The sequence below is a fragment of the Limnochorda sp. L945t genome, from assembly GCF_035593305.1.
Taxonomy (GTDB): domain Bacteria; phylum Bacillota; class Limnochordia; order Limnochordales; family Geochordaceae; genus Carboxydichorda; species Carboxydichorda subterranea.
The window spans coordinates 900,562-921,948 of the sequence record NZ_CP141615.1 but is presented as its reverse complement, the minus strand read 5'-3'; the positions used below and the strand labels follow the sequence as shown (position 1 = coordinate 921,948).

Here is a 21,387-nt window from a genome sequence, read left to right as displayed (position 1 = left end):
CCCAGGCCCCCGATCCTTCACGACGCCGCCTTCGTGCCCCTGACCAGCTTCAACAGTCGAGCCATCAGGCTGCCGTCCTCCAGCTCGAGAAATGGCACCTCCTGCCCCTCGAGCCGCCGGGCGATGTTGCGGAATGCCTGGCCCGCCCGCGAGTGCCCGTCCAGGACCGCAGGTTCACCCCGGTTGGTGGTGACGATGATCTCCTCGTCGTCGGGAACGATGCCGATGAGGGGAATGGCCAGGATCTCCAGCACGTCCCCGACCTCCATCATGTCCCCCCGCCGCACCATCCGCGGCCGGATGCGGTTGATGACCAGCTTCGGCTCGTACAGCTCCTTGCTCTCCAGAAGGCCGATGACCCGGTCGGCGTCCCGGACGGCGGCGACTTCCGGGGTGGTGACGATGATCGCCTCCGTCGCACCCGCCACCGCCGTGTGGAACCCGTGGTCGATGCCCGCCGGCGAGTCGACCAGGACGTATTCGAACTCCTCCTGCAGCTGCGCCATGAGATCCCGCATCTGGGCGGGGGTGACCGCGTCCTTGCCCCGGGTCTGGGCCGCAGGCAACAGCGTCAGGTTTTCGGTCCGCTTGTCCCGGATCAGGGCAGCCTTCAGCTTGCAGTTGCCCTCCACGACGTCGACCAGGTCGTAGACGATCCGGTTTTCGAGGCCCAGCACCACGTCCAGGTTGCGCAGGCCGATGTCCGCGTCGACCACCACGACCCGCCGCCCGTTCTGCGCCAGGGCTACCCCCAGGTTGGCCGTGGTAGTCGTCTTGCCCACGCCCCCCTTGCCGCTGGTGATGACTATGACGCGCCCTGCCATTCCCACGTGCCCTCCTCCAGTGCGGCCGGATACGGTTGTACCTCCACCACGCCCTCGCGGATCCAGGCCACCTCCGGGCCGCGGTCGACGGCCCCCTCCTCGGGCGAGCGCGCCACCCGGTGTGCGATGCGCAGCTGCAGCGGGGCGAGCCTCAGCGCCAGCACGACCGCCCCTTCGTCGCCCCGGGCCCCGGCGTGCGCCACGCCCCGGAGGGTGCCCATCACGACGATGTCCCCGCTGGCGATCACCTCGGCCCCGGGATTGACGTCACCCACTACGACGAGGTGCCCGTCGTAGGCGATCCGCTGCCCCGAGCGCAACGTGCGCCGGACGAGCAGGGTACGGCTGGCGGCGACGCTGCTCGCAGCGGGCCGGCGGCTCTCGGTCGGGCGCAGGCCGGCCAGGGCCACCTCGTGCGCCAGCTCCGCCGAGCCCACGACGGCTCTCACCGCCGGCGCCGCGGCCCGCCCGTCGGCCGGCACGGCGCCGGGCCCCGCCTCGCCCGGTGGCTCCGGCGGCTCCACCAGCTGCCACTCCCGCACCTGCAGCCCCCGGCGGGTCAGCACGCCCACGACCCGGCACCAATCGGCCCACGTGCCGCGGCGCTGGCCCGCCTCGATCCAGACCGACGCCCCCTCGAAAAACCGGCCGGCGCCCTGCAACTTCCGTTCCAGGGCCTCCACCAGTTCGTCGAGGGGGGCCTCCTCGTCGAGAACCACCCGAAGCCCTCGCCGGGAACCCTTCAGCACCACGACGTCGTGGCGGGGACCGTAAGCGAGCGACGCCATCGTTCTCCCCTTGCCTCCCCGGCATCCCTTCCGGCATGGCGATGTTCTGGGAAGCCTCGCGCTTTCCTGCCCCTCATGTCCCGGGGTGGGCGGCTCCGGATGGCCCGGCCGCCGTGGCGCGCCGGTCGAAGTAGGCCTTGAGGATGTCGTGGGCAATGGGGGCGGCCACGCCCGCGCCCCCGCCTCCGTTCTCGACCAGCACCACGACCACGATCTCCGGGGCATCCGCCGGCGCGACGGCGGCGAACCAGGCGTTGGTCTCGGAGCCCGCTGCCGACAGCTGGGCGGTCCCCGTCTTTCCCATCACCTGCACGGGGATGTCCGCGAAGCGCCCGCGTGCCGTCCCGTGAGGCCCGTTGACCACGCTCCACAAACCCTTTCGAATGAGCGCCCAGGTCTGTGGCGAGGCCGGCACGCGTAAGAGGACCGACGGCTGCACCTGCACGACGGGCGTGCCGTCCGGGCGGGTCACCGACGCCACCAGGTGAGGCCGGTAGGCCGTTCCCCCGTTGGCCACCGCCATGTACACGACCGCCATCTGCAAGGGCGTCACCTGCAAGAAACCCTGCCCGATGGCCATGTCCAGCGTCTCCGCCTCGTACCACGAGCGCTGCCAGGCGGGCCCAGAACGGAAGTACTCGCGCTTCCACTCTGCGTCGGGCACCAGACCCGGTTGGTCAGGGGGGTAGAGGTCGACACCGGTCGCCGTTCCCAGGCCGAAACGCCGGGCCCAGTAAGCGAGCCGCTCGATGCCGACCCGCCTTCCCAGCTCCCAGAAGAAGTCGTTGCTCGACCACTCGAACCCGCCGACCAGGTCGACCCATCCCGGCGGGGCGATCCTCGGGACCGCCCGCAACATCCAGTCCGTCTTGCCGTACGGGCCGTGCCCGTCCACGTAGAAGCGTTCGTCGGGCCCAAACCGCTGGTCTTCCAGTGCAGCCGTCGCCGTGACCACCTTGAAGATGCTGCCCGGCGCGTACGTGCCCATGGTGACGCGGTTGAAGAAGGGATGATTGGGATCCCGGTTGAGGAACTCCAGGTAGAGCTCCCGATCCGGCGCCCACGGCAACAGGGCGGCCGGATCGAACGCCGGGAAGCTCGCCAGCGCCAGGATCCCGCCGGTCCTGGGGTCGAGCGCGACGGCCGCTCCGGCCTCGACGGGACGGCCGCTGCGCAGCCGGGGATCCCGCAGCCGGCGCGCCTCGGCCGCCTGGATGCCCTCGACCAGTGCCGTCTCCGTCGCCTTCTGGAGCTCGAGGTCGAGCGTCAGGTGGAGGTCCATGCCCGGCACCGGGGGCTTCTCCTCGACCAGCCGCCGGAAGCGTCCCCGGGCGTCCACCTCGATCTGCCGGTACCCGTCCTGGCCCCGCAAGTACGACTCGTAGACCCGCTCCAGCCCGGTCCGGCCGATGAGGTCCGTGCCCCGGTACCCGGCATCTGCGAGCTGCGTCAGTTCCTCCAGCGTGATGGGGGCGACCTGCCCCACCACGTGCGCGGCGGTAGAATGCCGCAGGTAGTCCCGCACCGGCTCCTGCTCCACCATGACGCCGGGCAGGACGGCCCGGTGCTCCTCGAGGGCGATCAGCTGCTCCACCGACAGGTCTCGCGCGATGCGCACCGGCTCGAAGCTGTACCGGCGGGCCTGGGCTCTCCACGCCTCCTCGATGGTCTGCCTCGGCACCCGCAGCAACTCGGCCAGGGTGGAGGCGAGGGGCGGTTCGCCCTGGTCCCCGGTGCTGTCTGCCATCTCCTCGGGGATGATGGAGGCCGTGTAGGAGGTCCGGTTACGGACCAGCACCTGCCCGTTACGGTCGTAGAGGAGGCCCCGAGGAGCCGTCACCGGCACCACTCGCAGGCGATTGCGCTCGGCCAGGGCAGCGAAGTGCCCGCCCTGCATCAATTGAAGGTACCACAGGCGCGCCCACAGGATCCCGAAGAGGACCAGCGCCACCGTCGCCAGGCGATCGAGGCGCCCGGGGGCGGCGGTGCTCGCCTCATGTGCGGGCATACGAGGAGGCGCTCCGGGCAAGAGCCTCACCCATCCGGGCCTCCTTCACGGCAAGGTGACGCGACGGCGGCCAGGCAGGCGCCTTTGCGCCCGTAAGGCCACCCCGTTGAGCAGGGCGTAAGCGACGGCGAAGACGGCGCCCGTGAGCAACGCATGCACGAGGACCTGGACCACCTGCGCCGCCGTGACGTACACGTCCACCCCGAAGGCCGCAGCTCCCAACTGCGCCACCCCCCATGCGGCCACGGCCGCGGCGTCGGCCATGGCCACGGCCACGCCCAGGCGGTCGACCCCTGCCCGCGGCGCTGCGTACGCCACCCCCGCCACCACCAGCGCCCGGCTCGCCGCCCCCAGCCCGATGAGCACGCCCCCCGAGAGGTCGATGAGCAGCCCCAGTGCCAGGGCGGCCAGCACGGCCGGGCCTCCCCACCCTACCATGGCCATCGCCACGGTCACCGACAACAGCGTATCAGGCGTCTGCCCGAAGGGGGCGAGCACCGGCCAGACCACGAGATCGAGCACCATCGCTCCGGAGAGCACCGCCGCCAGCGTCCAGCGATCCTTCGGGGCTGCCAGCACGGGGGCCGCTCGCTCGCTTCGCAGCTTCATGGGGCCTGCTCCCGCCCCGGCCCGGGCATGATCACGTAAGCGTACGGGATCCGGTGGAGGTTGGCGGTGGCCACCGCCCATCCCTCGAGCCCGATCCGGTCGGGGGACCGGCGCACCTCCTTGACCACGGCGACCGCCACGCCTTTCGGGTAGACCCCACCCAGCCCCGAGGCCACGATCCGGTCGCCACTCTCGAAGCTGGCATCGGGGGTCAGCGAGCGTACTTTCAAGAGCATGCTGCCGCTTCCCGTGCCCTCGACCAGGACCAGGTCACCCGTGCGTACCACTAGGCCGCCCAGCGCCATCCGGGGATCGGAGATCAGGGTCACGGTCGCCGTACGGGCCGTCACGGTCTGTACCTGCCCGATGACCCCTCCCGCCGCCACCGCCGCCATCTGGGGAGCCACGCCGTCGGCGCTGCCCCGGTTGATGACGATCTGGGCGTACCAGCGAGAGGGCTGGCGGTCGATGACGTCCGCCGCCAGCAACCGCATGCCGCCAAGCTCCGGCAGCCCCAGCTGGCGGCGCAACTCGCGGTTTTCGGCCTCGACCCCGCTCAACAGGGAAAGCTGCAGCCGAAGCGCCCGGTTTTCCTCCTCCAGGTCCCGGTACGCGCGCTGCAGGGAAGCGAGCCGGGCCAGGTTCTCCATCGCCCGGCTCATCCCCTCGGCGACCTGGGCCACCCACCCCTTGGGAACGGCCAACACGTCCGCCATCCAGCGCTCGGGAGCGGAGCGCTCGGGCCGCACCTGCGCCGTGACGTAGGCCAGGGAGACGAGCACCACGGCCCCTGCGACCCACGCCAGCGTCCACAGCCCACGAGCGCGCCGCTCCGTGGGGGGTCGCCCTTCGCCCCTGGGCCGCATACCGGTGGAAGCTCCTCACATCCGGCGGGGGCTGACGAGTACCCGGCTCATCTTGTCGAAGTGTTCGAGCGCCATGCCGGCCCCGGTCACGACCGCCGTCAACGGGTCGTCGGCCACGTGCACCGGCATCTGCGTCGCTTCGGCCAGCAAGGCGTCGATGCCCTTGAGGAGCGCGCCGCCGCCCGCCAGCACCAGGCCCCGGTCGACGATGTCGGCGGCCAGCTCCGGAGGCGTGCGCTCGAGGGTCACCCGCACCGCCTCGACAATAGAGGCGACGGTCTCCCCGAGGGCTTCGCGAACCTCCTTGCCGGTCAGGGTGAGCGTGCGGGGCAACCCCGTCACCAGGTCCCGGCCGCGCACCTCGTAGGTCTGCTCGTCCACGACCGGGTGAGCCGAGCCGATGGCCTTCTTCACCTCTTCGGCAGTCCGCTCTCCGATGAGCAGGTTGTACGTACGTCGCACGTGCTGGACGATGGCTTCGTCCATCTCGTCCCCCGCAATGCGGATGGATCGCTGGGCCACGATGCCGCCCAGGGAGATGACTGCCACCTCGGTCGTGCCGCCCCCGATGTCCACCACCATGCTGCCCGTCGGCTCCTGCACGGGGAGCCCCACGCCCACGGCCGCGGCCATGGGCTCCTCGATCAGCCGGGCGTCCCGCGCTCCTGCCGAGAGCGCGGCATCCACCACGGCCCGCCGCTCGACCTCGGTCACGCCCGAGGGCACCGAAACGATGACCCGCGGCCTGCCGAAGGTGCGCCCGCCTCCCGCCTTCTCGATGAAGTAACGGAGCATCCGCTCCGTGACGTCGAAATCGGCGATGACCCCGTCCCGCATCGGCCGTACGGCGACCACGTTGCCCGGGGTGCGCCCCACCATCTGCTTGGCCTCGTCTCCGACGGCCAGGACATCCCCCGTCTCCCGGTCGATGGCCACCACCGAGGGCTCCTGCAGGACCACCCCCCGGCCCTTGACGTAGACGAGGGTATTGGCCGTACCCAGGTCGATGCCCATGTCTCGCCCGAACCAGTGAAACATCGCTCGCCTTGTTCCTTTCCCGGGCCCGAGCACGCAAGGGCACGGCTCACTGCCCGTGCATCCTGCGCTGCGCCATCAGCCCCAACTCGCGGAGGCTCGAATAGCGACCGTGCCCTATGATGACGTGATCCACGACCTCGATCCCCAGCAGCTCCGCTGCAGAAGCCAGCCGCTCGGTGAGCCGCACGTCCACCTCGCTCGGAAAAGGGTCCCCGCTCGGGTGGTTGTGCACCAGAATCACCGCTGCACTGCTATGCTCGATGGCCGGTTTGAACACCTCCCGGGGATGAGCCGGGGCCTGGCTCAAATCCCCCTCGGAGACGGAGCAGATCCGGAGCACCTGGTGCCGGGCGTCGAGCAAGACCACCAGGAACCGCTCCCGGTCGAGGCGACCCATCTCCACGCCCAGCAGGTCGAACACGTCCGACGCCTGGCGAACGTGCGCCCGCTCCCCGGGTCCGTGGCGCGCCATCCGGCGCGCCAGCTCCACGGCCGCCAGTACCTGGGCCGCCTTCGCCTGGCCCACGCCTCGCACCCGGGCCAGCGCCGGAGCCCGCGCTGCGAGCAGCCCTCCCAGCCCTCCGACGCTTTGCAGCACCTGTTCGGCGAGCGCCACCGCGTTCACGCCCCGCCGGCCCGTCCTCAGCAGGATCGCGAGCACCTCGGCGTCGGAGAGCGCCGAAGGCCCGTGAGCGACCAGCCGCTCCCGGGGCCGCATCTGCGGGGGGCGTTGCTTGAGGGACGAGGGACCATCCTCGAGGGCCGTCGCCGCTCCGGGCCCCGCCGGTCGCGTACCCGGCATGCGCCGGCCGTCCGGCCTCACCACAGGCCGCTGCCCAACCGGCGAAGCATCGTGTGTAACCGGGCGAGCGGCAGCCCCACCACGTTGAAGTAGCAACCCTCGATCCGCTCGACGAACAACCCACCCACCCCTTGCACGGCGTAGGCCCCCGCCTTGTCCATGCCCTCCCCGAGGGCCACGTACCGGTCCACCTCGTCCGGGTCGAGCGAGCGGAACGTCACCTCGGTCCGCTCGGCCTCCACCCGGCAAGCCTCCGGCTCGCGTCGCACGAGCGCGACCCCGGTCCAGACCTCGTGGGTCCGGCCCGATAGGGCTTCGAGCATCTCCCGGGCTTCGCGGCCATCGGCCGGCTTGCCCAGGATCCGGCCGTCGAGCACGACCACCGTGTCGGCCCCTACGACGAGATCCCGAGGGCGCCGGCTCGCGACGCTCTCGGCCTTCGCCCGCGCAAGCGCCATCACCAGGCGCTCGGGGTCCTCCAGGCAGTACTCCCGCTCGTCGGCGCCAGGCACCTCGACCTCGAAACGCGCCCCCACCATCGCCAGCAACTGCCGCCGTCTCGGCGACGTCGAAGCGAGCACCAGACCCATGATGCGAGCGCCCTAATGCCCCCTCAACAGCCACGCCGCCACGGCGATCCCGATGGCGGTCCCCAGGTTGACCTTCAGCTGGAAGTCGAAACCCAACGTGAGGACCCCGGCCAGGCTCAGCGGGTCGAGCCGCAAGGCCAGAGAAGCCGAACGGGCCAGGACGGGCACGTACGGGGAAGCCGCCTGCGCGAGGCCGCTGCCGATGACGGCGCCGACGACGAGCACCAGGCTCAACCAGCCCAGCCGTAGCCCCCGGGGATGGGGTCGAATCACCGCGTATCCCTCTCTCGACGCGTCCCTTGCGCCCGCCTGCCGGTTTGGCGACCGAGGCCCGTCCGGGTTCGCTGGCGACTATTCTCGCTGGTGATGCCCGCTCCTGCGGAGCGAGTACCGGATACGCCAGGAAATCCCGGATTTGGGCATCCAATCTCCCTCGCAGGAGGTCGCACGCGCTGGTTGCCCATCCTGCTGCAGCGTCACCGGACGAAGCGCATGATCACGTCCATCAGCTCGGAAATGGCATCGTCCGCTCCCCGATCGGACCGGATGGCCCGGCTCACGCATCCCCGGGTGTGCTCCTCGAGCAAGGCGATGGCCACCTTGTCGAGGGCTGCTTTGACCGCGGCGATCTGCACGAGCACGTCGACGCAGTACTGTTCCTCGTCCACCATCCGCTGCAAGCCCCGCACCTGGCCCTCGACCCGCCGCAGCCGGCGGATGAGGTCGCGCTTTCGCGTCGAGTAAGACCCGCGCCGCCCCTGCTCCGCCGGGCCACCCCTCTCGAACCCGCACCCCGTTGCAGCCGGAGCAGTACCGCTGCGCCGACCGGGGTCCTCTGCTGGTCTCATCGCACCAGCCCGACCGCCCTATCCTGCCCGGGCCCTTCCCTCATGGGATGAACGCGTCCGGCCAGCGCGGCTTGAGCTTGCGGAGCGCCTCCTGAGCCTGCTCCCGGCTCGGGTAAGGGCCCACCCACACCTTGTAGGGTACCCCGCTGCTCTTGACGGTGGTGACCTGCGCGGGAAACCCTTCCCGACGCAGCGTGTCGGCGAGGAGGTTGGCGTTGGCCTGCGAGCCGAACGCCCCGACCTGAACCGAGAAACCGCCGGCGCCGGCAGTACCGGCCGAGGGGGGAGAGGGAGCCGGGCGGGCCGGCGGAGGGGCCGCGGGCTCGGCTTGCCTTGACGGCGCGCCCTGGGCCTGCGTGGAGGGGACGGCCTCGCCCGAATCGCTCGGGCGAGCAACTGGCGGCGCCTGCTGGGCCAGGCGCTCCGGCTCGGGCGCCGCGGCTTTGGGCTGGGGCAGCTGCATCATCCGGTCGAAGAAGTACCGCCCCAGGGCGTAGCCGCCCAGGGCTCCCACGACGATGACCACGACCAGCGCTACCACGAAGCTCAGGGCGCCGCGCGCCGCAGTAGCCGGTTGCCCTTGCCCGTCTGCCATCGGCCCCACTCCCTGCCAGGGACCGTACTTTACCCCAGATCGCTCGGAATCCCTTCACTTCGCGGCAGATTTCGTCGAAGAGGGGGAGGCCGAAGGATCCGAGACGGCCAGACCTTCTTCCAGGATCTCCCCGGCAAGGTAGAGAGAGCCTGCCACCACGACGAGGTCCTCGGGCTCGGCCCGGCCGACGGCGTACCGCAGCGCCTCGCGGGCCGGCGTCACCGGCACCGCCGTCCGGGCCCCCATCTGCGAGGCCAGCGCAGCGAGCTCGTGCGGGTCGATGGGCGCCGTCCGGCTCGACCTGGCCCGGGTCGCCACGACCCGTGTGGTCGGCCGCACCAGGCGGCGCAGCACGCCCTTTACGTCCTTCTCGGCCAGCATCCCGATCACCAGCCACGACGCCGGCCGCCCGAAGACCTGCTCGAGCGCCCGTGCGAGAGCCGCAGCCGCCTGGGGGTTGTGGGCGCCGTCCACCACCACCACGGGTCGCTTCCCGATCACCTGGAGCCTCCCCGGCCAGCGCACTTCCTGAAGCCCCCGGGCGACCGCCTCCGCCGTGATGGGCCATCCTCGGGAGGCCAGCCGATCGGCCACCGCCACGGCCGTCGCGGCGTTGACCAGCTGGTGAGGGCCGAGGAGCGGCACGGCCAGGCTTTCGTAGTGAGCCCCGCCCGGGGCCCACACCTCGAGCCGGCCCCCATCCGGTCCTACGTGCCGGCTGGCGAACACGTAGGAGCGGCCGTCGTTCGCCGGCGCTCGGCCGTCCGGCCCGGGCGTCTGTTCCTCGACCTCGAAGAGGGGGGCGTCCACCTTGCGGGCGGCGGCGGCCACCACCTCCCGGGCGGCCCGCGCCTGGGGAGCCAGCACCGCGTCGGCCCCGGGCTTGAGGATGCCGGCCTTCTCGGCCGCGATCTGCTCCAGGCGGCTGCCCAGCACGGCCGTGTGGTCGAGAGAGAGAGGCGTGATGGCCGTCACCTCCGGATCCTCGACCACGTTGGTCGCATCCAGCCTGCCGCCCAGGCCCACCTCCACCACCGCGAGCTCCACGCCGGCCTGGGCGAAGTGCCAGAGCGCCATGGCCGTCACGAACTCGAAGTGGGTCGGCAGCTCTCCTCCCTCTCCGGCCCGGTCGACCGCCTCCCGTACCCGCCGGTACGCCCGGACCAGCTCCTCGTCGGTGATGGGCGCGCCGTCCACCACGATCCGCTCGTGGAAGCGCACCAGGTGAGGCGACGTGTACAGGGCGGTCCGGATGCCCGCAGCCCTGGCCATGGAGGCGATCATGGCAGCGGTGGAACCTTTGCCGTTGGTCCCCGCCACGTGCACCCACCGGTAGGCCCGGTGTGGTTGACCCAGGGCCTCGAGGACCCCGCGCATGCGCTCCAGGCCGAGCCGCACGCCGAAACGAGCCAGCCGGCCCAGGTAGTCGAGCGCGCTCGCCGTCTCCGGCGCCCCGTCAGTGGACAAGGTGCTTGAGCTGCTCCATCTGCTGCACGATGCGCATGCGCCGCTCCCTTGCCTCGTCTCGCTTGCGGCGCGTGGACGCGACCACTTCCTCCGGCGCCCGCTCTACGAACTGCGGGTTGGCCAGGGTCGCCTCCCAGCGGGCAAGGAGCCCTTCCACCTCGGACAGCTCCCGGGCCAGCCGCTTCAGTTCTTCTTCGGTATCGAGCAGCCCTGCCAGCGGCAAGAACGCCTCCGCCCTGGCCCCCGCCACGGCCGGCATCGCGTCGCGCGGCCGCTGCTTGCCCGGCGCCTCGATGGTCAAATCCGACAGGCCGGCGAGCCGGCAGATGTCCGAGGCGTGCGCCACCAGAAGGGGCCGGATGGAGCCGTCCGCCCAAACGATGGCCGGGATGCGGCGCCCCACCGGCACACCCTTCTCCGCCCGCACGTTGCGGATGGCCCGCACGACCTCGATGACCTGCCGCATGGCCTCCTCCGAGCTGTCGTCCGCCAGAGCCGCGTCCGGCCTCGGCCAGGAGGCCACCATGACCGAAGACCCCTCGTGCGGGAGCCTCTGCCAGATCTCCTCGGTGATGAAAGGCACGAACGGATGCAGGAGCCGCACCGTTTGCTCCAGCACGTACCACAGCGTCGCCTGTACCCGTTGCCGGCCCGGCGACCCGGGCGCCAGCCGGGGCTTGGCGAGCTCGATGTACCAGTCACACACCTCGTCCCAGGTGAAGTCGTAAAGCGCCCGGGCGGCTTCTCCGAGGTCGTAGCGCTCCAGGAGCTCGGTCACTTCGGCCGCCCGCCGGGCAAGCCGCGACAGGATCCAGCGTTCGGGAAGCTCCAGCTGCCCGTCCCGGGCCCACTCCACCAGCCGCGCCGGGGCCGCGGCGGCGTCCTCGAAGTCCTCCAGGTGCATGAGCGAAAAGCGCGCCGCGTTCCACAGCTTGTTGGCGAAGTTGCGGCTGGCCTCCACGCGCTCGGGCCGCCAGCGCACGTCGTTGCCCATGCCCACGCCCATGACCAGGGTGAGGCGCAGGGCGTCCGCCCCGTACTCGTCGATGATCTCCAGCGGGTCGATGCCCGTGCCCTTGGACTTGCTCATCTTGCGGCCCATGGCGTCGCGCACGAGCCCGTGCAGCAGCACGTCCCGGAAGGGCACGTCGCCCATGAACTCGAGGCCCATCACGATCATCCGGGCCACCCAGAAGAAGAGAATGTCGAACCCGGTGACGAGCAGCGACGTCGGGTAGTAGAACCGCAGCTCCGCGGTCTCCTCCGGCCATCCCATGGTGGAGAAAGGCCACAGCGCCGAACTGAACCAGGTGTCGAGCACGTCCGGGTCCTGCTCCACCCGGGCCGATCCGCATCGGGGGCACCGCTGCACGTCTTCCACGCTGGCGGTGACTTCGCCGCACTCCTGGCAGTACCAGACGGGGATCCGGTGACCCCACCACAGCTGCCGGGAGATGCACCAGTCCCGGACGTTCTCCATCCAGTGGAAGAAGTGGCTCTCGAACCGCTCCGGCAACAGCCGCACCCGCTTCTGCCTCACCGCTGCGATGGCCGGCTCCGCCAGGGGCTTCATGCGCACGAACCACTGCTTCGAGACGAGGGGTTCCACCACGGTGCCGCACCGCTGGCAGTGGCCTACCGCGTGGTGGTGCGCCTCTTCCCGTACCAGGTATCCCTGGCGGCGCAACGCCTCGACGACCTTCTGGCGGGCCTGGGTCCGGTCCATGCCGGCAAACGGCTCCGGTGCGGCGGAGGTCATCCGGCCCTCTTCCCCGATGACCTGGACCGTCTCCAGGCCGTGCCGCCGCCCGATCTCGAAGTCGGTCGGGTCATGGGCGGGGGTGACCTTGACGGCCCCGGTACCAAACGACATGTCCACCGACTCGTCCGCCACGATGGGCAGCCGCCGGCCCACCAGCGGCAGGATGGCCCGCTTGCCGACGAGCGGGAGGTAACGGGTGTCCTCGGGGTGCACCGCCACCCCGGTGTCGCCGAGCATGGTCTCCGGCCGGGTGGTGGCGACCACGACGTCGCCGCTGCCGTCTTCCAGGGGATAGCGGATGTACCAGAGCCGCCCGTCGGTCTCCTCGTGCTCCACCTCCAGGTCCGACAGGGCCGTCTGGCACCTGGGACACCAGTTGATGATGTAGTCGCCCCGGTAGATGAGCCCCTTGCGGAACAGGTGCACGAAGACCTCCCGGACGGCCCGCGAGCAGCCCGGATCCATCGTGAACCTCTCCCGTGACCAGTCGCAGGAGGCTCCGAGCCGGCGCAGCTGGTGGGTGATGACCCCGCCGTACTTTTCCTTCCATGCCCAGACCCGCTCGAGGAACTGCTCGCGCCCGAGGTCGTGGCGGCTCTTGCCCTCCTTGGCCAGCTCCGCCTCCACGACCACCTGGGTGGCGATCCCGGCGTGGTCGGTGCCGGGCACCCACAGCGTCGAGTACCCCTGCATCCGCCTAAAGCGCACCATGATGTCCTGCAGCGTGTTGTCCATCGCATGCCCCATGTGGAGCGACCCGGTCACATTGGGCGGAGGGATGACGATGCTGAAGGGCTGCCGGGACGGGTCGGGGTCGCCCCGGAAGAAGCCCTGCCTCTCCCAGTACGCGTACCAGCGCGGCTCCACCTCCTGGGGGCTGTAAACGGACGGAAGGGTCTGGTGATCGGTCCGAGCCATGCGAGAACGCCTGCCTCCTCCTGGCCCGTACTAACGACGGACCCCCTCGCCAAAGGGCGAGGGGGTCCCCGCGGTACCACCTTTTTTCCCGGCCGCCACCGGCGCCCGGCTCCCCGCCTGCCGGGGAGCGACCGCGCACCGCCGGGATCTTTGCGGGCGATAACGTGCCCGGCCCGTCCGGGCCTACCCGGCTCCCGCCCTCCCGCTGTCTGCGGGCCCGTTCGCCGATCGACCCGGAAGCTCGGAAGCGACCTTCGGCGCCGCCACGACCCGGGGGCCTTTCACCCGGCGGGCCCCCGTCTCTACCGGCGGGACAGGCGCCTACTCCTCTCCCTCATCGCCTGCGTTCGTCAACTTAACGGCAATCTAGCATGGCCCCCGGAGGCTGTCAAGCTTCGCCGATTCCCTGGCGCCGCAGGTCCTGGCCGCCAGACCCAGAAGGACGGCACTGAGAATGCGATCGAGAGGAAACGGCCCCGGCCCTGCCGAACCGCTCAGGGGCTCCGGGCTGCAAACCCCGGAGCGGTCCTGCGGGGGGACAGGGGGTGGTCGGCCCGCCTATCGGCACGCGTCATGCGGACATTTCCCGTCGTATCGTACCGGCGTGGGAGAGTGGCGTAGGGGCCCAACCCCGGTCCGCGTCGTTTCCCGTCACTCCAAACAGGTTGGGGGCGGTCCATTCCATGCACGGTCATCACGGTCGAGCCCTGGCGTTGCTGGCGAGCCTGCTCCTGGTGGTCGGCCTGGCAGCCGCCGCGGGCGCGGCCCCGAAAAACCCGGATACCCTGGTCAAGGCCGAGTACGGCGAGCCGGAGACTCTGGATCCGGCCTTCGCGTACGACACCGCCAGCGGGGAGGTCATCTACCAGATCTACGAAAACCTCATCGCGTTCGACGGCAGCGACCTCACCAAGTTCGTGCCCATGCTGGCCACCCAGGTGCCGTCCGTCCAGAACGGCCTCATCAGCAAGGACGGCAAGACCTACCGGTTCCCCATCCGCAAGGGCGTCCGCTTCCATGACGGCACGCCCCTCACTCCGGCCGACGTCGAGTACAGCTTCGAGCGGATCATGCTGCAGGACCGCAACGGCGGGCCGGCCTGGATGATCCTGGAGCCGTTGCTCGGGGTCAGCTCCATCGAGCAGCTCGCCACCAGCATGGCCGGCGTCAAGGAGTTCAAGGAGGTCCCGGCGGACGTCCTTCGCAAGGTGTACGACAAGGTCGACAAGGCCGTCGAGGTGCAGGGCGACAGCGTGATCTTCCACCTCGCCAGGCCTTACCCGCCGTTCCTGTCGATCCTGGCCCACAACTCGAGCTGGTCTTCCATCATCAGCAAGAAGTGGGCCATCGCTCAGGGCGACTGGGACGGCAAGCCCGACAACTGGGTGAAGTGGCACGACCCCAAGGCCGAGGAGGACCCGCTCTTCGAGAAGGCCAACGGCACCGGCCCCTTCAAGCTGGTCACCTGGGAGCACGGCAGCCAGGTGATCCTGGAGCGCAACGACGACTACTGGCGCAAGCCGGCCCAGCTCAAGCGGGTGGTCATCAAGAAGGTCGACGAGTGGAGCACGCGCCTGTTGATGCTCCAGTCCGGTGACGCCGACATCATCGTGACCGATCCCCAGTACCTCGGCCAGGTCGAAAAGCTCCCGGGCGTGACGGTCCTTCGGAAGCTGCCGTGGGTCACCAACACCACCATGTTCTTCACCTACCAGATCGCTGCGGAGGGCAACCCGTACATCGGCAGCGGCAAGCTGGACGGCAACGGCATCCCACCCGACTTCTTCATGGACATCGACGTGCGCAAGGCGTTCAACTATGCCTTCGACTTCGACACGTACATCAAGGACGTGGTGCAGGGCGAGGGTACCCAGGCCCGCGGGCCGATTCCGAGGGGCCTTCCGTTCTTCAACCCGGAGCAGCCGGTGTACAAGTACGACCCCAAGAAGGCGGAGGAGCACTTCAAGAAGGCCTGGGGCGGCAAGCTCTGGCAGACCGGCTTCAAGATGACCATCACGTACAACTCGGGTAACGACGCCCGCCGGATCGCCGGGGAGATCCTCAAGCAGGGCATCGAGTCCATCAACCCCAAGTTCCACATCGACATCCAGGCCGTGCAGTGGCCGACCTTCCTGCAGGCATACCTGGAGAGCAAGCTCCCGATCTTCACCATCGGGTGGCTGGCCGACTTCCCCGACCCGCACAACTTCGCGGTACCGTACCTGGCCAAAGAAGGCGGCACCTATGCGCCCGCACAGCGGTTCCCGGAGGAGTGGTACAAGCAGTTCCAGGAGCTGATCGACAAGGGGATGTCGACGACCGACCCGAAGCAGCGCCAGGAGGCGTACTACAAGATGCAGCAGCTCGCTTACGACTATGCGCTCGACATCTTCCTGGTGGACCGCACCGACAACCGGGTCATGCGCGACTGGGTCAAGGGCTTCTACCCCAACGCGATCCGGCCCGGAGACGACTTCTACCCGATGTACAAAGAGGGTTGACGGGGCTCGCGGGCTCTTCGGCCTCGGCCGGGGCCGGTGGGCCCGCGCCCGTGTCCGTGAAGCAACCTGGCAGGGGCCCGGGTGACCGGGCTCCTGCCACGATGGGGACGGCGAAGCCCGATGTTACGCCTGATCGTCCGGCGCCTGCTGCTGCTACCGGTCGTGGTCTTCGGGGTGACCGCGGTCATCTTCGGGCTCATCCAGCTCCTGAGCCCCTACCAGCGCATCAGCCTCTTCATCCGTGACGTCCAGGAGCTGAAGCGGTTCTCGGCCCAACAGCTCATCGAGAAGTACCAGCTGGATGCACCCCTGCAGGTGCAATACCTCAACTGGATGAAGGAGATGGCCTCGGGCCACATGGGCTGGTCCGAGGTGGCCAAGCAGCCCCTCGCCGACGTGCTGCGCACCCGCTTCCCGGCCACGGTCGAGCTCACCATCTGGGCCATCATCCCCATGGCGCTCGGGGGCATCTGGCTCGGTACGCTGGCAGCCGTGCACCACAACCGTTTCCTGGACCACGCGAGCCGGGTCTTCGCCATCGTGGGCTGGTCCTTGCCGGCGTTCGTCTTCGGGCTCTTGTTTTTGATGTTCTTTTACGGGTACCTGGGCTGGTTCCCGCCGGGGCGGCTCTCCGTCTGGGCGACGGAGGCCCTGCTCGCTCCGAGCTTCCGTCCCTACACGGGGATGGTGACCTTCGACGCGCTTCTCAACGGCCGCCTGGACGTCTTCTGGGACGCGCTGCGCCACCTCGTCGGGCCGGTGACGACCCTCTCTTACCTGTACTGGGCTCAGCTCCAGCGGATCACGCGCTCGAGCATGCTCGAGACGCTGCGGCAGGATTACGTCCGTACGGCTCGGGCCAAGGGCCTCGACGAACGCACGGTCATCAACAAGCACGCGCGGCGAAACGCCCTCATCCCCGTCGTGACCATCGTGGGGCTCACGGTGCTGGCCCTGCTCGGGGGTGTGGTGATCACCGAGACCATCTTCGCCTTCCCGGGCATCGGGAGCCTCCTCGCCCTGGCCGCGCTCCAGCTCGACTACGCGACCGTCGTCGGCATCGCGACCGTGGCGGCCGCATTGACCGTGCTCATCGTGCTGCTCGTCGACATCGCCTACGCCCTGGTGGATCCCAGGGTCCGGGTACAGTGACCCCCGCAGGGACAGGTGGGAGACCCAGATGGACACCGTTCGGAGATACTTCCGCAATCCGATGGCGACGACCGGGTTCGTCTTGCTCATGGCGTTCCTCGCCGTCGCCATCCTGGCCCCGGTCCTGGCGCCCCCGCGCTGGCCCGACCAGCCGTTTCGTATCCCGCGCTACGGCTTTTCCGTCGAGCCCAAGCCCCCCACCGCCGAGCACCCCTTCGGCCTGACGGAGGGCCAGTACGACGTTTTCTACGGGGTCATCTGGGGTACCCGCACGGCCTTCCTGGTGGGCGTCGGAGTGGTGGGAGCCGCGGTGCTCATCGGCCTCGTCGTCGGCACGCTGGCAGGCTACTTCGGGGGGCGGCTCGACGAGCTGTTGATGCGGATCGCCGACATCCTCCAGTCCGTCCCTTACCTCATGGTGACCGTCATCATCGTGGCCATCTTCGGCAAGGGGCTCGACAACGTCGGGGTCACCCTGGCGCTCCTCTCGTGGATGCCGTACGCCCGGTTGGTGAGGGGAAGCGTCCTGCAAACCAAGTCCATGGAGTTCGTGGAGGCGGCGAGGGCCATCGGGTTGAGCCCCTGGCGGATCATGCTGCGCCACGTCCTGCCCAACTCCATTTTTCCCGTGCTGGTGCAGGCATCCCTCGACATCGGCGCGGTCGTGGGCACGGTCGCGGCGTTGAGCTTCCTCGGGCTGGGCGCCGAACCCGGATTCGCCGACTGGGGACAGCTGACGGCGTTCAGCCGCAACTGGATCCTGGGCCGGCCGGGCGAGCCGTTCGCCTACTGGTACACCATCGTGATCCCCGGCATGGCCATCGTGCTCTTCGTACTGGCGTGGAACCTCATCGGGGACGGTCTCCGGGACGTCATGGATCCTCGCCTGCGCCGGGAGATCCGCTGAGGGAGGGGCTCCGGCTCCCCTCTTGGCGTATGCAGGGGCCACCGCCCGCCCGCGCCCGGCCCTCCGGAGGCGGCAAGGCGGCGGCCCGTGCTCTTCAGGCCACCTGCAGGCTTGCCCCCGGCTGCAGTACCCGCACCTCGACGCCCTGCTGGCGGGCCGCCTCGACGAAAGGCGCCGGATCCTGCACCAGCACGTCGAAGGTCCCGTAGTGGATCGGCACCGCGAGCCTGGGCTTCAACAGCCGGGCGGCGTAGGCCGCGTCCTCGGGCCCCATGGTGAAGTTGTCCCCGATGGGCAACAGGGCCACGTCGATGGGGTGGCGCTCGCCGATGAGGGCCATGTCGCCGAAGAGCCCCGTGTCACCCGCATGATACAGGGTCTTGCCGTCGACGCGCAGCAGGTACCCGCACGGGTTGCCGGTGTAGACGACCCGATCCCCCTCCTCGGCTCCTGACCCGTGCCACGCCGGCGTCAGCTTCACCCACCCCCACTCGAACGGGCGGCTGCCGCCGATGTGCATGGGATGCACGCTGGCGCCCCTGGCCCGGCACAGCATGGCCAGCTCGTACGGAGCCACGATGGTGGCGCCGCTGCGTTTGGCGATGGCCACCGCATCACCCAGGTGGTCGCCGTGGCCGTGCGTCAGCAGGATGGCCCTGGGCCGGAACTGCTCGGGCCGCGCCCCCGCCTTCTCGGCCAAAGGGTTGCCGGTGACGAACGGGTCGATGAGGATGGTGCCGTGACCTCCCGTCACCTCGACGAAGGCATGCCCCCAGAACCTCACCTGCATGGCCTGGTCGTCCCCTCCCTGTACGCCCGCCGCTGGTCCCCTAGACCCCGGCCTCGAGCGCGGCAACGATGGCGTCGGCCATCTCCTTCGTGCCCACGGCCGTCGGGTCGTCACGGCGAGGCTTGAGATCGTAAGTCACGAAGCGGCCCTCGGCGATGACGTGCGCCACGGCCCGCTCCAACCGGTCGGCGGCCTCCTTCTCCCCCAGGTGCCGCAGCATGAGCATACCCGACAGGATGAGCGCCGTCGGGTTGACCTTGTTTTGCCCCTTGTACTTGGGCGCCGACCCATGAATGGCCTCGAAAACCGCGTACTCGTCCCCGATGTTGGCCCCCGGCGCGACCCCAAGGCCCCCCACCAGCCCTGCGGCCAGGTCGGACAGGATGTCCCCGTACAGGTTGGGCAACACGAGCACGTCGTACAGCTCGGGCTTTTGCACCAGCTGCATGCTCATGTTGTCGACCAGCATCTCTTCGTACTGGATCCGTCCCTCGTACCCCCGGGCCACCTCCCGCCCCACCCGGAAGAAGAGCCCGTCGGTGTACTTCATGATGTTGGCCTTGGCCACGGCCGTCACCTTGCGGCGGCCGTTGGCCAGCGCGTACTCGAACGCGTAGCGGATGATCCGGCGGCTGCCCGTCTCGGAGATCGGCTTGATGGAGATGGCCGAGTCGGGCCGGATCTTCCCCTGGCTCATCTCGATGATCTGGCGGGCCTGCGGGGTGCCGAGGTCCCACTCCACGCCGGCGTACAGGTCTTCGGTGTTCTCCCGGACGATGACCAGGTCGACCCGGTCGTAGCGCGACCGCACCCCTTTGTAAAGCTTGCACGGGCGAACGCACGCGTACAGCCCCAGCTCCTGGCGCAAGGCCACGTTGACCGAGCGGAACCCGGTGCCGATGGGAGTCGTGATCGGCCCCTTGAGCGCCACCTTGTTGCGCCGCACCGAGTCCAGGACTTCCTGGGGCAGCGGCGTCCCGTAGCGCTCCATGACCTCCGCCCCGGCCTCCACCACCTCCCACTCGATGGCGACGCCGGTGGCATCCAGCACCCGCCGCGTCGCCTCGGCGATCTCGGGGCCGGTTCCGTCGCCGGGAATCAATGTTATGGTGTGTTTCAACGTTGCTTGACCTCCCTTGGCTGGCAGTGATGAGATTCACGCCGGGTTGGATTTACAGTTCGTAGGCGCGAATGCCTTCTTCGAAGCGCACCCGCGGCACCTCGAAATCCCGGTAAAACGGGGCGGCGTCGGCCACGCTGCCCCGTACCAGCATCGCCAGCTGCTGGCTCGTGAGCGGCACGAAGGGCAGGCGATCCCCGGCGCGCGACGAGGCGGGCCATGGCCATGGGCACGTGGACGAACCGCACGGACGCCCGCACCCGGGTGGCGACGGCCCTCAGCAACTGGTCGTAGCGGATCCGGTCCGCGCCGCCCACTTCGTAGAGGCGAGGTGGCAGCGCCGCACCTTCGCGAGGCAGCGGAGCTGCGGCGGCCTGAGCGAACGCCTCCCCCACAACCCACACCGGCACCGGCTGCAGCCAAAAGGCGCCGTCCCCAAAGATGGGAAAGACCGGGAAGCGCCGCAACATGCGCGCCAGCATCCCGACGAACCCGTCGCCGGGGCCGTAGATCACCGACGGCCTGAAGACAACCGTCTCCGGGAACGCCGCGTCCAGCACCGCCCGCTCCGCCTCGGCCTTGGTACGCAGGTAAGGCAGGAGGTCGCCGGGCTGCGCCCCAAGGGCGCTCATCAAGACGAACCGCCGGATGCCCGCCTTGCGGGCGGCGGCGACGACGTTGCGGGTGCCCGCGGTCACGACGCGGTCGAACGTAATGCCCCGGGAGGGGAACTCCCGGATGATGCCCACCAGGTGGACGACGACCTGCGCGTCCGCCATCGCCTCGGAAAGTGCCCCCAGGTCCTGCACGTCACCGTCCACCAAGCGCCCCCCGGAGGCGGCGACCTCGGCCAGGATGCGATTGCCCTCCCGGGAGCGGTAGCGCTCGGGGCCGGGACGCCGCAAGAGCGTCAGCCGTACCCCGCGGCGAGCAAGCGCCCGGACCACGGAGCGCCCCACGAAACCCGTTCCTCCCGTCACCACGATCCGCTGGACCTTCTGCGGCCCGGTCACGCCCCGTCACCCCCCCCTCGGGCGAGGACATCCCCTCCATGATAGCGAAACCCCCGTCCCATGACGGGCACCCTGGTCAACGTGGGCACCGTGATCGCAGGCAGCACCATCGGGCTCGTGCTCCGCAAGCGCCTGTCCCGGGACGGCACGACGGCGGCCATGCAGGGCGTCGGGCTCGTCACCCTGTTCGTCGGGATCCAGATGGCCTGGGAGGCCCTGGTCACCGGCGAGCCCGAGCGCGTCTCCCTCCTGCCGATTCTCTTGAGTCTCGCCCTCGGAGGCTACCTGGGGGATCGGGCCGGTATCGAGGCGTGGCTCGAGCGCATGGGACGGCGGGTCGAAGAGGCCGTCGAGCGGCGCTGGGGCCAGCAGGACGGCCACTTCGCCCGTGCCTTCGTCGCCTCCAGCCTGCTCTTCGTGGTGGGCCCCATGACGGTCGTGGGAAGCTTCAACGACGGCATGTTCGGCGACTACCGGGTGCTTCTGACCAAGGCCGTCATGGACGGCATCGCCTCCACCGCCTTCGCCGCCACCCTCGGGCCGGGCGTGCTGCTGTCGGCCGGCACGATCCTCGTCTACCAGGGAGCGCTGACCGCCGCGGGCGCCATCGCCGGCCGGGCCCTCGACCCCGTCTCTCTGGCGGCGATCTCCGCCGCCGGAGGCCTCGTCATCGCGGGCATCGGCTTCAACCTGCTGGAGGCCGCCCGCGTACGCACCGGCAATCTCCTGCCGGCACTGGCCCTGGCGCCCCTGCTGGCGTGGCTGTGGCGGGCGCTTGGCCTGCCCTGA

Annotated in this window: 20 protein-coding genes; 4 read left to right on the top strand and 16 right to left on the bottom strand. The window is 69.9% G+C overall.

The window, feature by feature from the left end:
• Positions 1–17: 17 nt before the first annotated feature.
• The 13 genes from minD to U7230_RS04165 form a co-directional block, all read right to left on the bottom strand.
• On the bottom strand, positions 18–824 hold the full coding sequence (minD, locus tag U7230_RS04225; RefSeq protein ID WP_324717492.1) for a septum site-determining protein MinD: 807 nt from the start codon (positions 822–824) through the stop codon (positions 18–20).
• On the bottom strand, positions 806–1,612 hold the full coding sequence (minC, locus tag U7230_RS04220; protein WP_324717491.1) for a septum site-determining protein MinC: 807 nt from the start codon (positions 1,610–1,612) through the stop codon (positions 806–808). Before minC ends, minD begins: the two co-directional genes overlap by 19 nt.
• 73 nt (positions 1,613–1,685) lie before the next feature.
• The gene (gene mrdA / locus U7230_RS04215; RefSeq protein ID WP_324717490.1) at positions 1,686–3,620 is read right to left on the bottom strand and encodes a penicillin-binding protein 2; all 1,935 of its coding nucleotides are present in this window, start codon (positions 3,618–3,620) and stop codon (positions 1,686–1,688) included.
• 45 nt (positions 3,621–3,665) lie between these two features.
• A complete protein-coding gene (locus U7230_RS04210) occupies positions 3,666–4,229 on the bottom strand; it encodes a hypothetical protein (protein WP_324717489.1) in 564 nt (187 codons plus the stop codon).
• The gene (gene mreC, locus U7230_RS04205) at positions 4,226–5,095 is read right to left on the bottom strand and encodes a rod shape-determining protein MreC (protein ID WP_324717488.1); all 870 of its coding nucleotides are present in this window, start codon (positions 5,093–5,095) and stop codon (positions 4,226–4,228) included. Before mreC ends, U7230_RS04210 begins: the two co-directional genes overlap by 4 nt.
• Positions 5,096–5,110: 15 nt before the next feature.
• Positions 5,111–6,133, bottom strand: coding sequence for a rod shape-determining protein (gene mreB, locus U7230_RS04200; RefSeq protein WP_324717487.1), 1,023 nt, complete (start codon positions 6,131–6,133; stop codon positions 5,111–5,113).
• 46 nt (positions 6,134–6,179) lie between these two features.
• A complete protein-coding gene (gene radC / locus U7230_RS04195) occupies positions 6,180–6,935 on the bottom strand; it encodes a RadC family protein (RefSeq protein WP_324717486.1) in 756 nt (251 codons plus the stop codon).
• Positions 6,936–6,952: 17 nt separating this feature from the next.
• On the bottom strand, positions 6,953–7,528 hold the full coding sequence (locus U7230_RS04190) for a Maf family protein (RefSeq protein ID WP_404980633.1): 576 nt from the start codon (positions 7,526–7,528) through the stop codon (positions 6,953–6,955).
• Positions 7,529–7,537: 9 nt separating this feature from the next.
• A complete protein-coding gene (locus U7230_RS04185) occupies positions 7,538–7,798 on the bottom strand; it encodes a DUF4321 domain-containing protein (RefSeq protein ID WP_324717484.1) in 261 nt (86 codons plus the stop codon).
• A 203-nt stretch (positions 7,799–8,001) separates the two neighbouring features.
• Complete coding sequence (locus U7230_RS04180; protein WP_324717483.1) at positions 8,002–8,373, bottom strand: metal-sensitive transcriptional regulator; 372 nt, start codon at positions 8,371–8,373, stop codon at positions 8,002–8,004.
• Positions 8,374–8,413: 40 nt separating this feature from the next.
• Positions 8,414–8,968 carry an SPOR domain-containing protein gene (locus U7230_RS04175; protein WP_324717482.1) on the bottom strand — a complete coding sequence of 185 codons (555 nt, stop codon included), beginning with the start codon at positions 8,966–8,968 and terminating at the stop codon, positions 8,414–8,416.
• Positions 8,969–9,022: 54 nt separating this feature from the next.
• Positions 9,023–10,435: a bifunctional folylpolyglutamate synthase/dihydrofolate synthase gene (locus U7230_RS04170; protein WP_324717481.1), complete on the bottom strand. Its 1,413-nt coding sequence runs from the start codon at positions 10,433–10,435 to the stop codon at positions 9,023–9,025.
• Complete coding sequence (locus U7230_RS04165; protein ID WP_324717480.1) at positions 10,425–13,115, bottom strand: valine--tRNA ligase; 2,691 nt, start codon at positions 13,113–13,115, stop codon at positions 10,425–10,427. Before U7230_RS04165 ends, U7230_RS04170 begins: the two co-directional genes overlap by 11 nt.
• 683 nt (positions 13,116–13,798) lie before the next feature.
• Here U7230_RS04165 and U7230_RS04160 point away from each other — a divergent pair.
• The 3 genes from U7230_RS04160 (at position 13,799) to U7230_RS04150 (ending at position 17,675) form a co-directional block, all read left to right on the top strand.
• Positions 13,799–15,616: an ABC transporter substrate-binding protein gene (locus U7230_RS04160; RefSeq protein WP_324717479.1), complete on the top strand. Its 1,818-nt coding sequence runs from the start codon at positions 13,799–13,801 to the stop codon at positions 15,614–15,616.
• Positions 15,617–15,736: 120 nt separating this feature from the next.
• A complete protein-coding gene (locus U7230_RS04155; RefSeq protein WP_324717478.1) occupies positions 15,737–16,768 on the top strand; it encodes an ABC transporter permease in 1,032 nt (343 codons plus the stop codon).
• A 28-nt stretch (positions 16,769–16,796) separates the two neighbouring features.
• On the top strand, positions 16,797–17,675 hold the full coding sequence (locus tag U7230_RS04150) for an ABC transporter permease (protein ID WP_324717477.1): 879 nt from the start codon (positions 16,797–16,799) through the stop codon (positions 17,673–17,675).
• A 94-nt stretch (positions 17,676–17,769) separates the two neighbouring features.
• Here U7230_RS04150 and U7230_RS04145 read toward each other — a convergent pair whose 3' ends face one another.
• Genes U7230_RS04145 through U7230_RS04135 form a run of 3 tightly spaced genes read right to left on the bottom strand, consistent with a single transcriptional unit; the run spans position 17,770 to position 20,598 of the window.
• On the bottom strand, positions 17,770–18,465 hold the full coding sequence (locus U7230_RS04145; RefSeq protein ID WP_324717476.1) for a metal-dependent hydrolase: 696 nt from the start codon (positions 18,463–18,465) through the stop codon (positions 17,770–17,772).
• A gap of 40 nt (positions 18,466–18,505) precedes the next feature.
• On the bottom strand, positions 18,506–19,585 hold the full coding sequence (locus tag U7230_RS04140; protein WP_324717475.1) for an isocitrate/isopropylmalate dehydrogenase family protein: 1,080 nt from the start codon (positions 19,583–19,585) through the stop codon (positions 18,506–18,508).
• Positions 19,582–20,598 carry an NAD-dependent epimerase/dehydratase family protein gene (locus tag U7230_RS04135; RefSeq protein WP_324717474.1) on the bottom strand — a complete coding sequence of 339 codons (1,017 nt, stop codon included), beginning with the start codon at positions 20,596–20,598 and terminating at the stop codon, positions 19,582–19,584. Before U7230_RS04135 ends, U7230_RS04140 begins: the two co-directional genes overlap by 4 nt.
• Before the next feature lie 60 nt (positions 20,599–20,658).
• Between U7230_RS04135 and U7230_RS04130 the strand changes: the two genes are divergently transcribed.
• Positions 20,659–21,387: a DUF554 domain-containing protein gene (locus tag U7230_RS04130; protein ID WP_324717473.1), complete on the top strand. Its 729-nt coding sequence runs from the start codon at positions 20,659–20,661 to the stop codon at positions 21,385–21,387.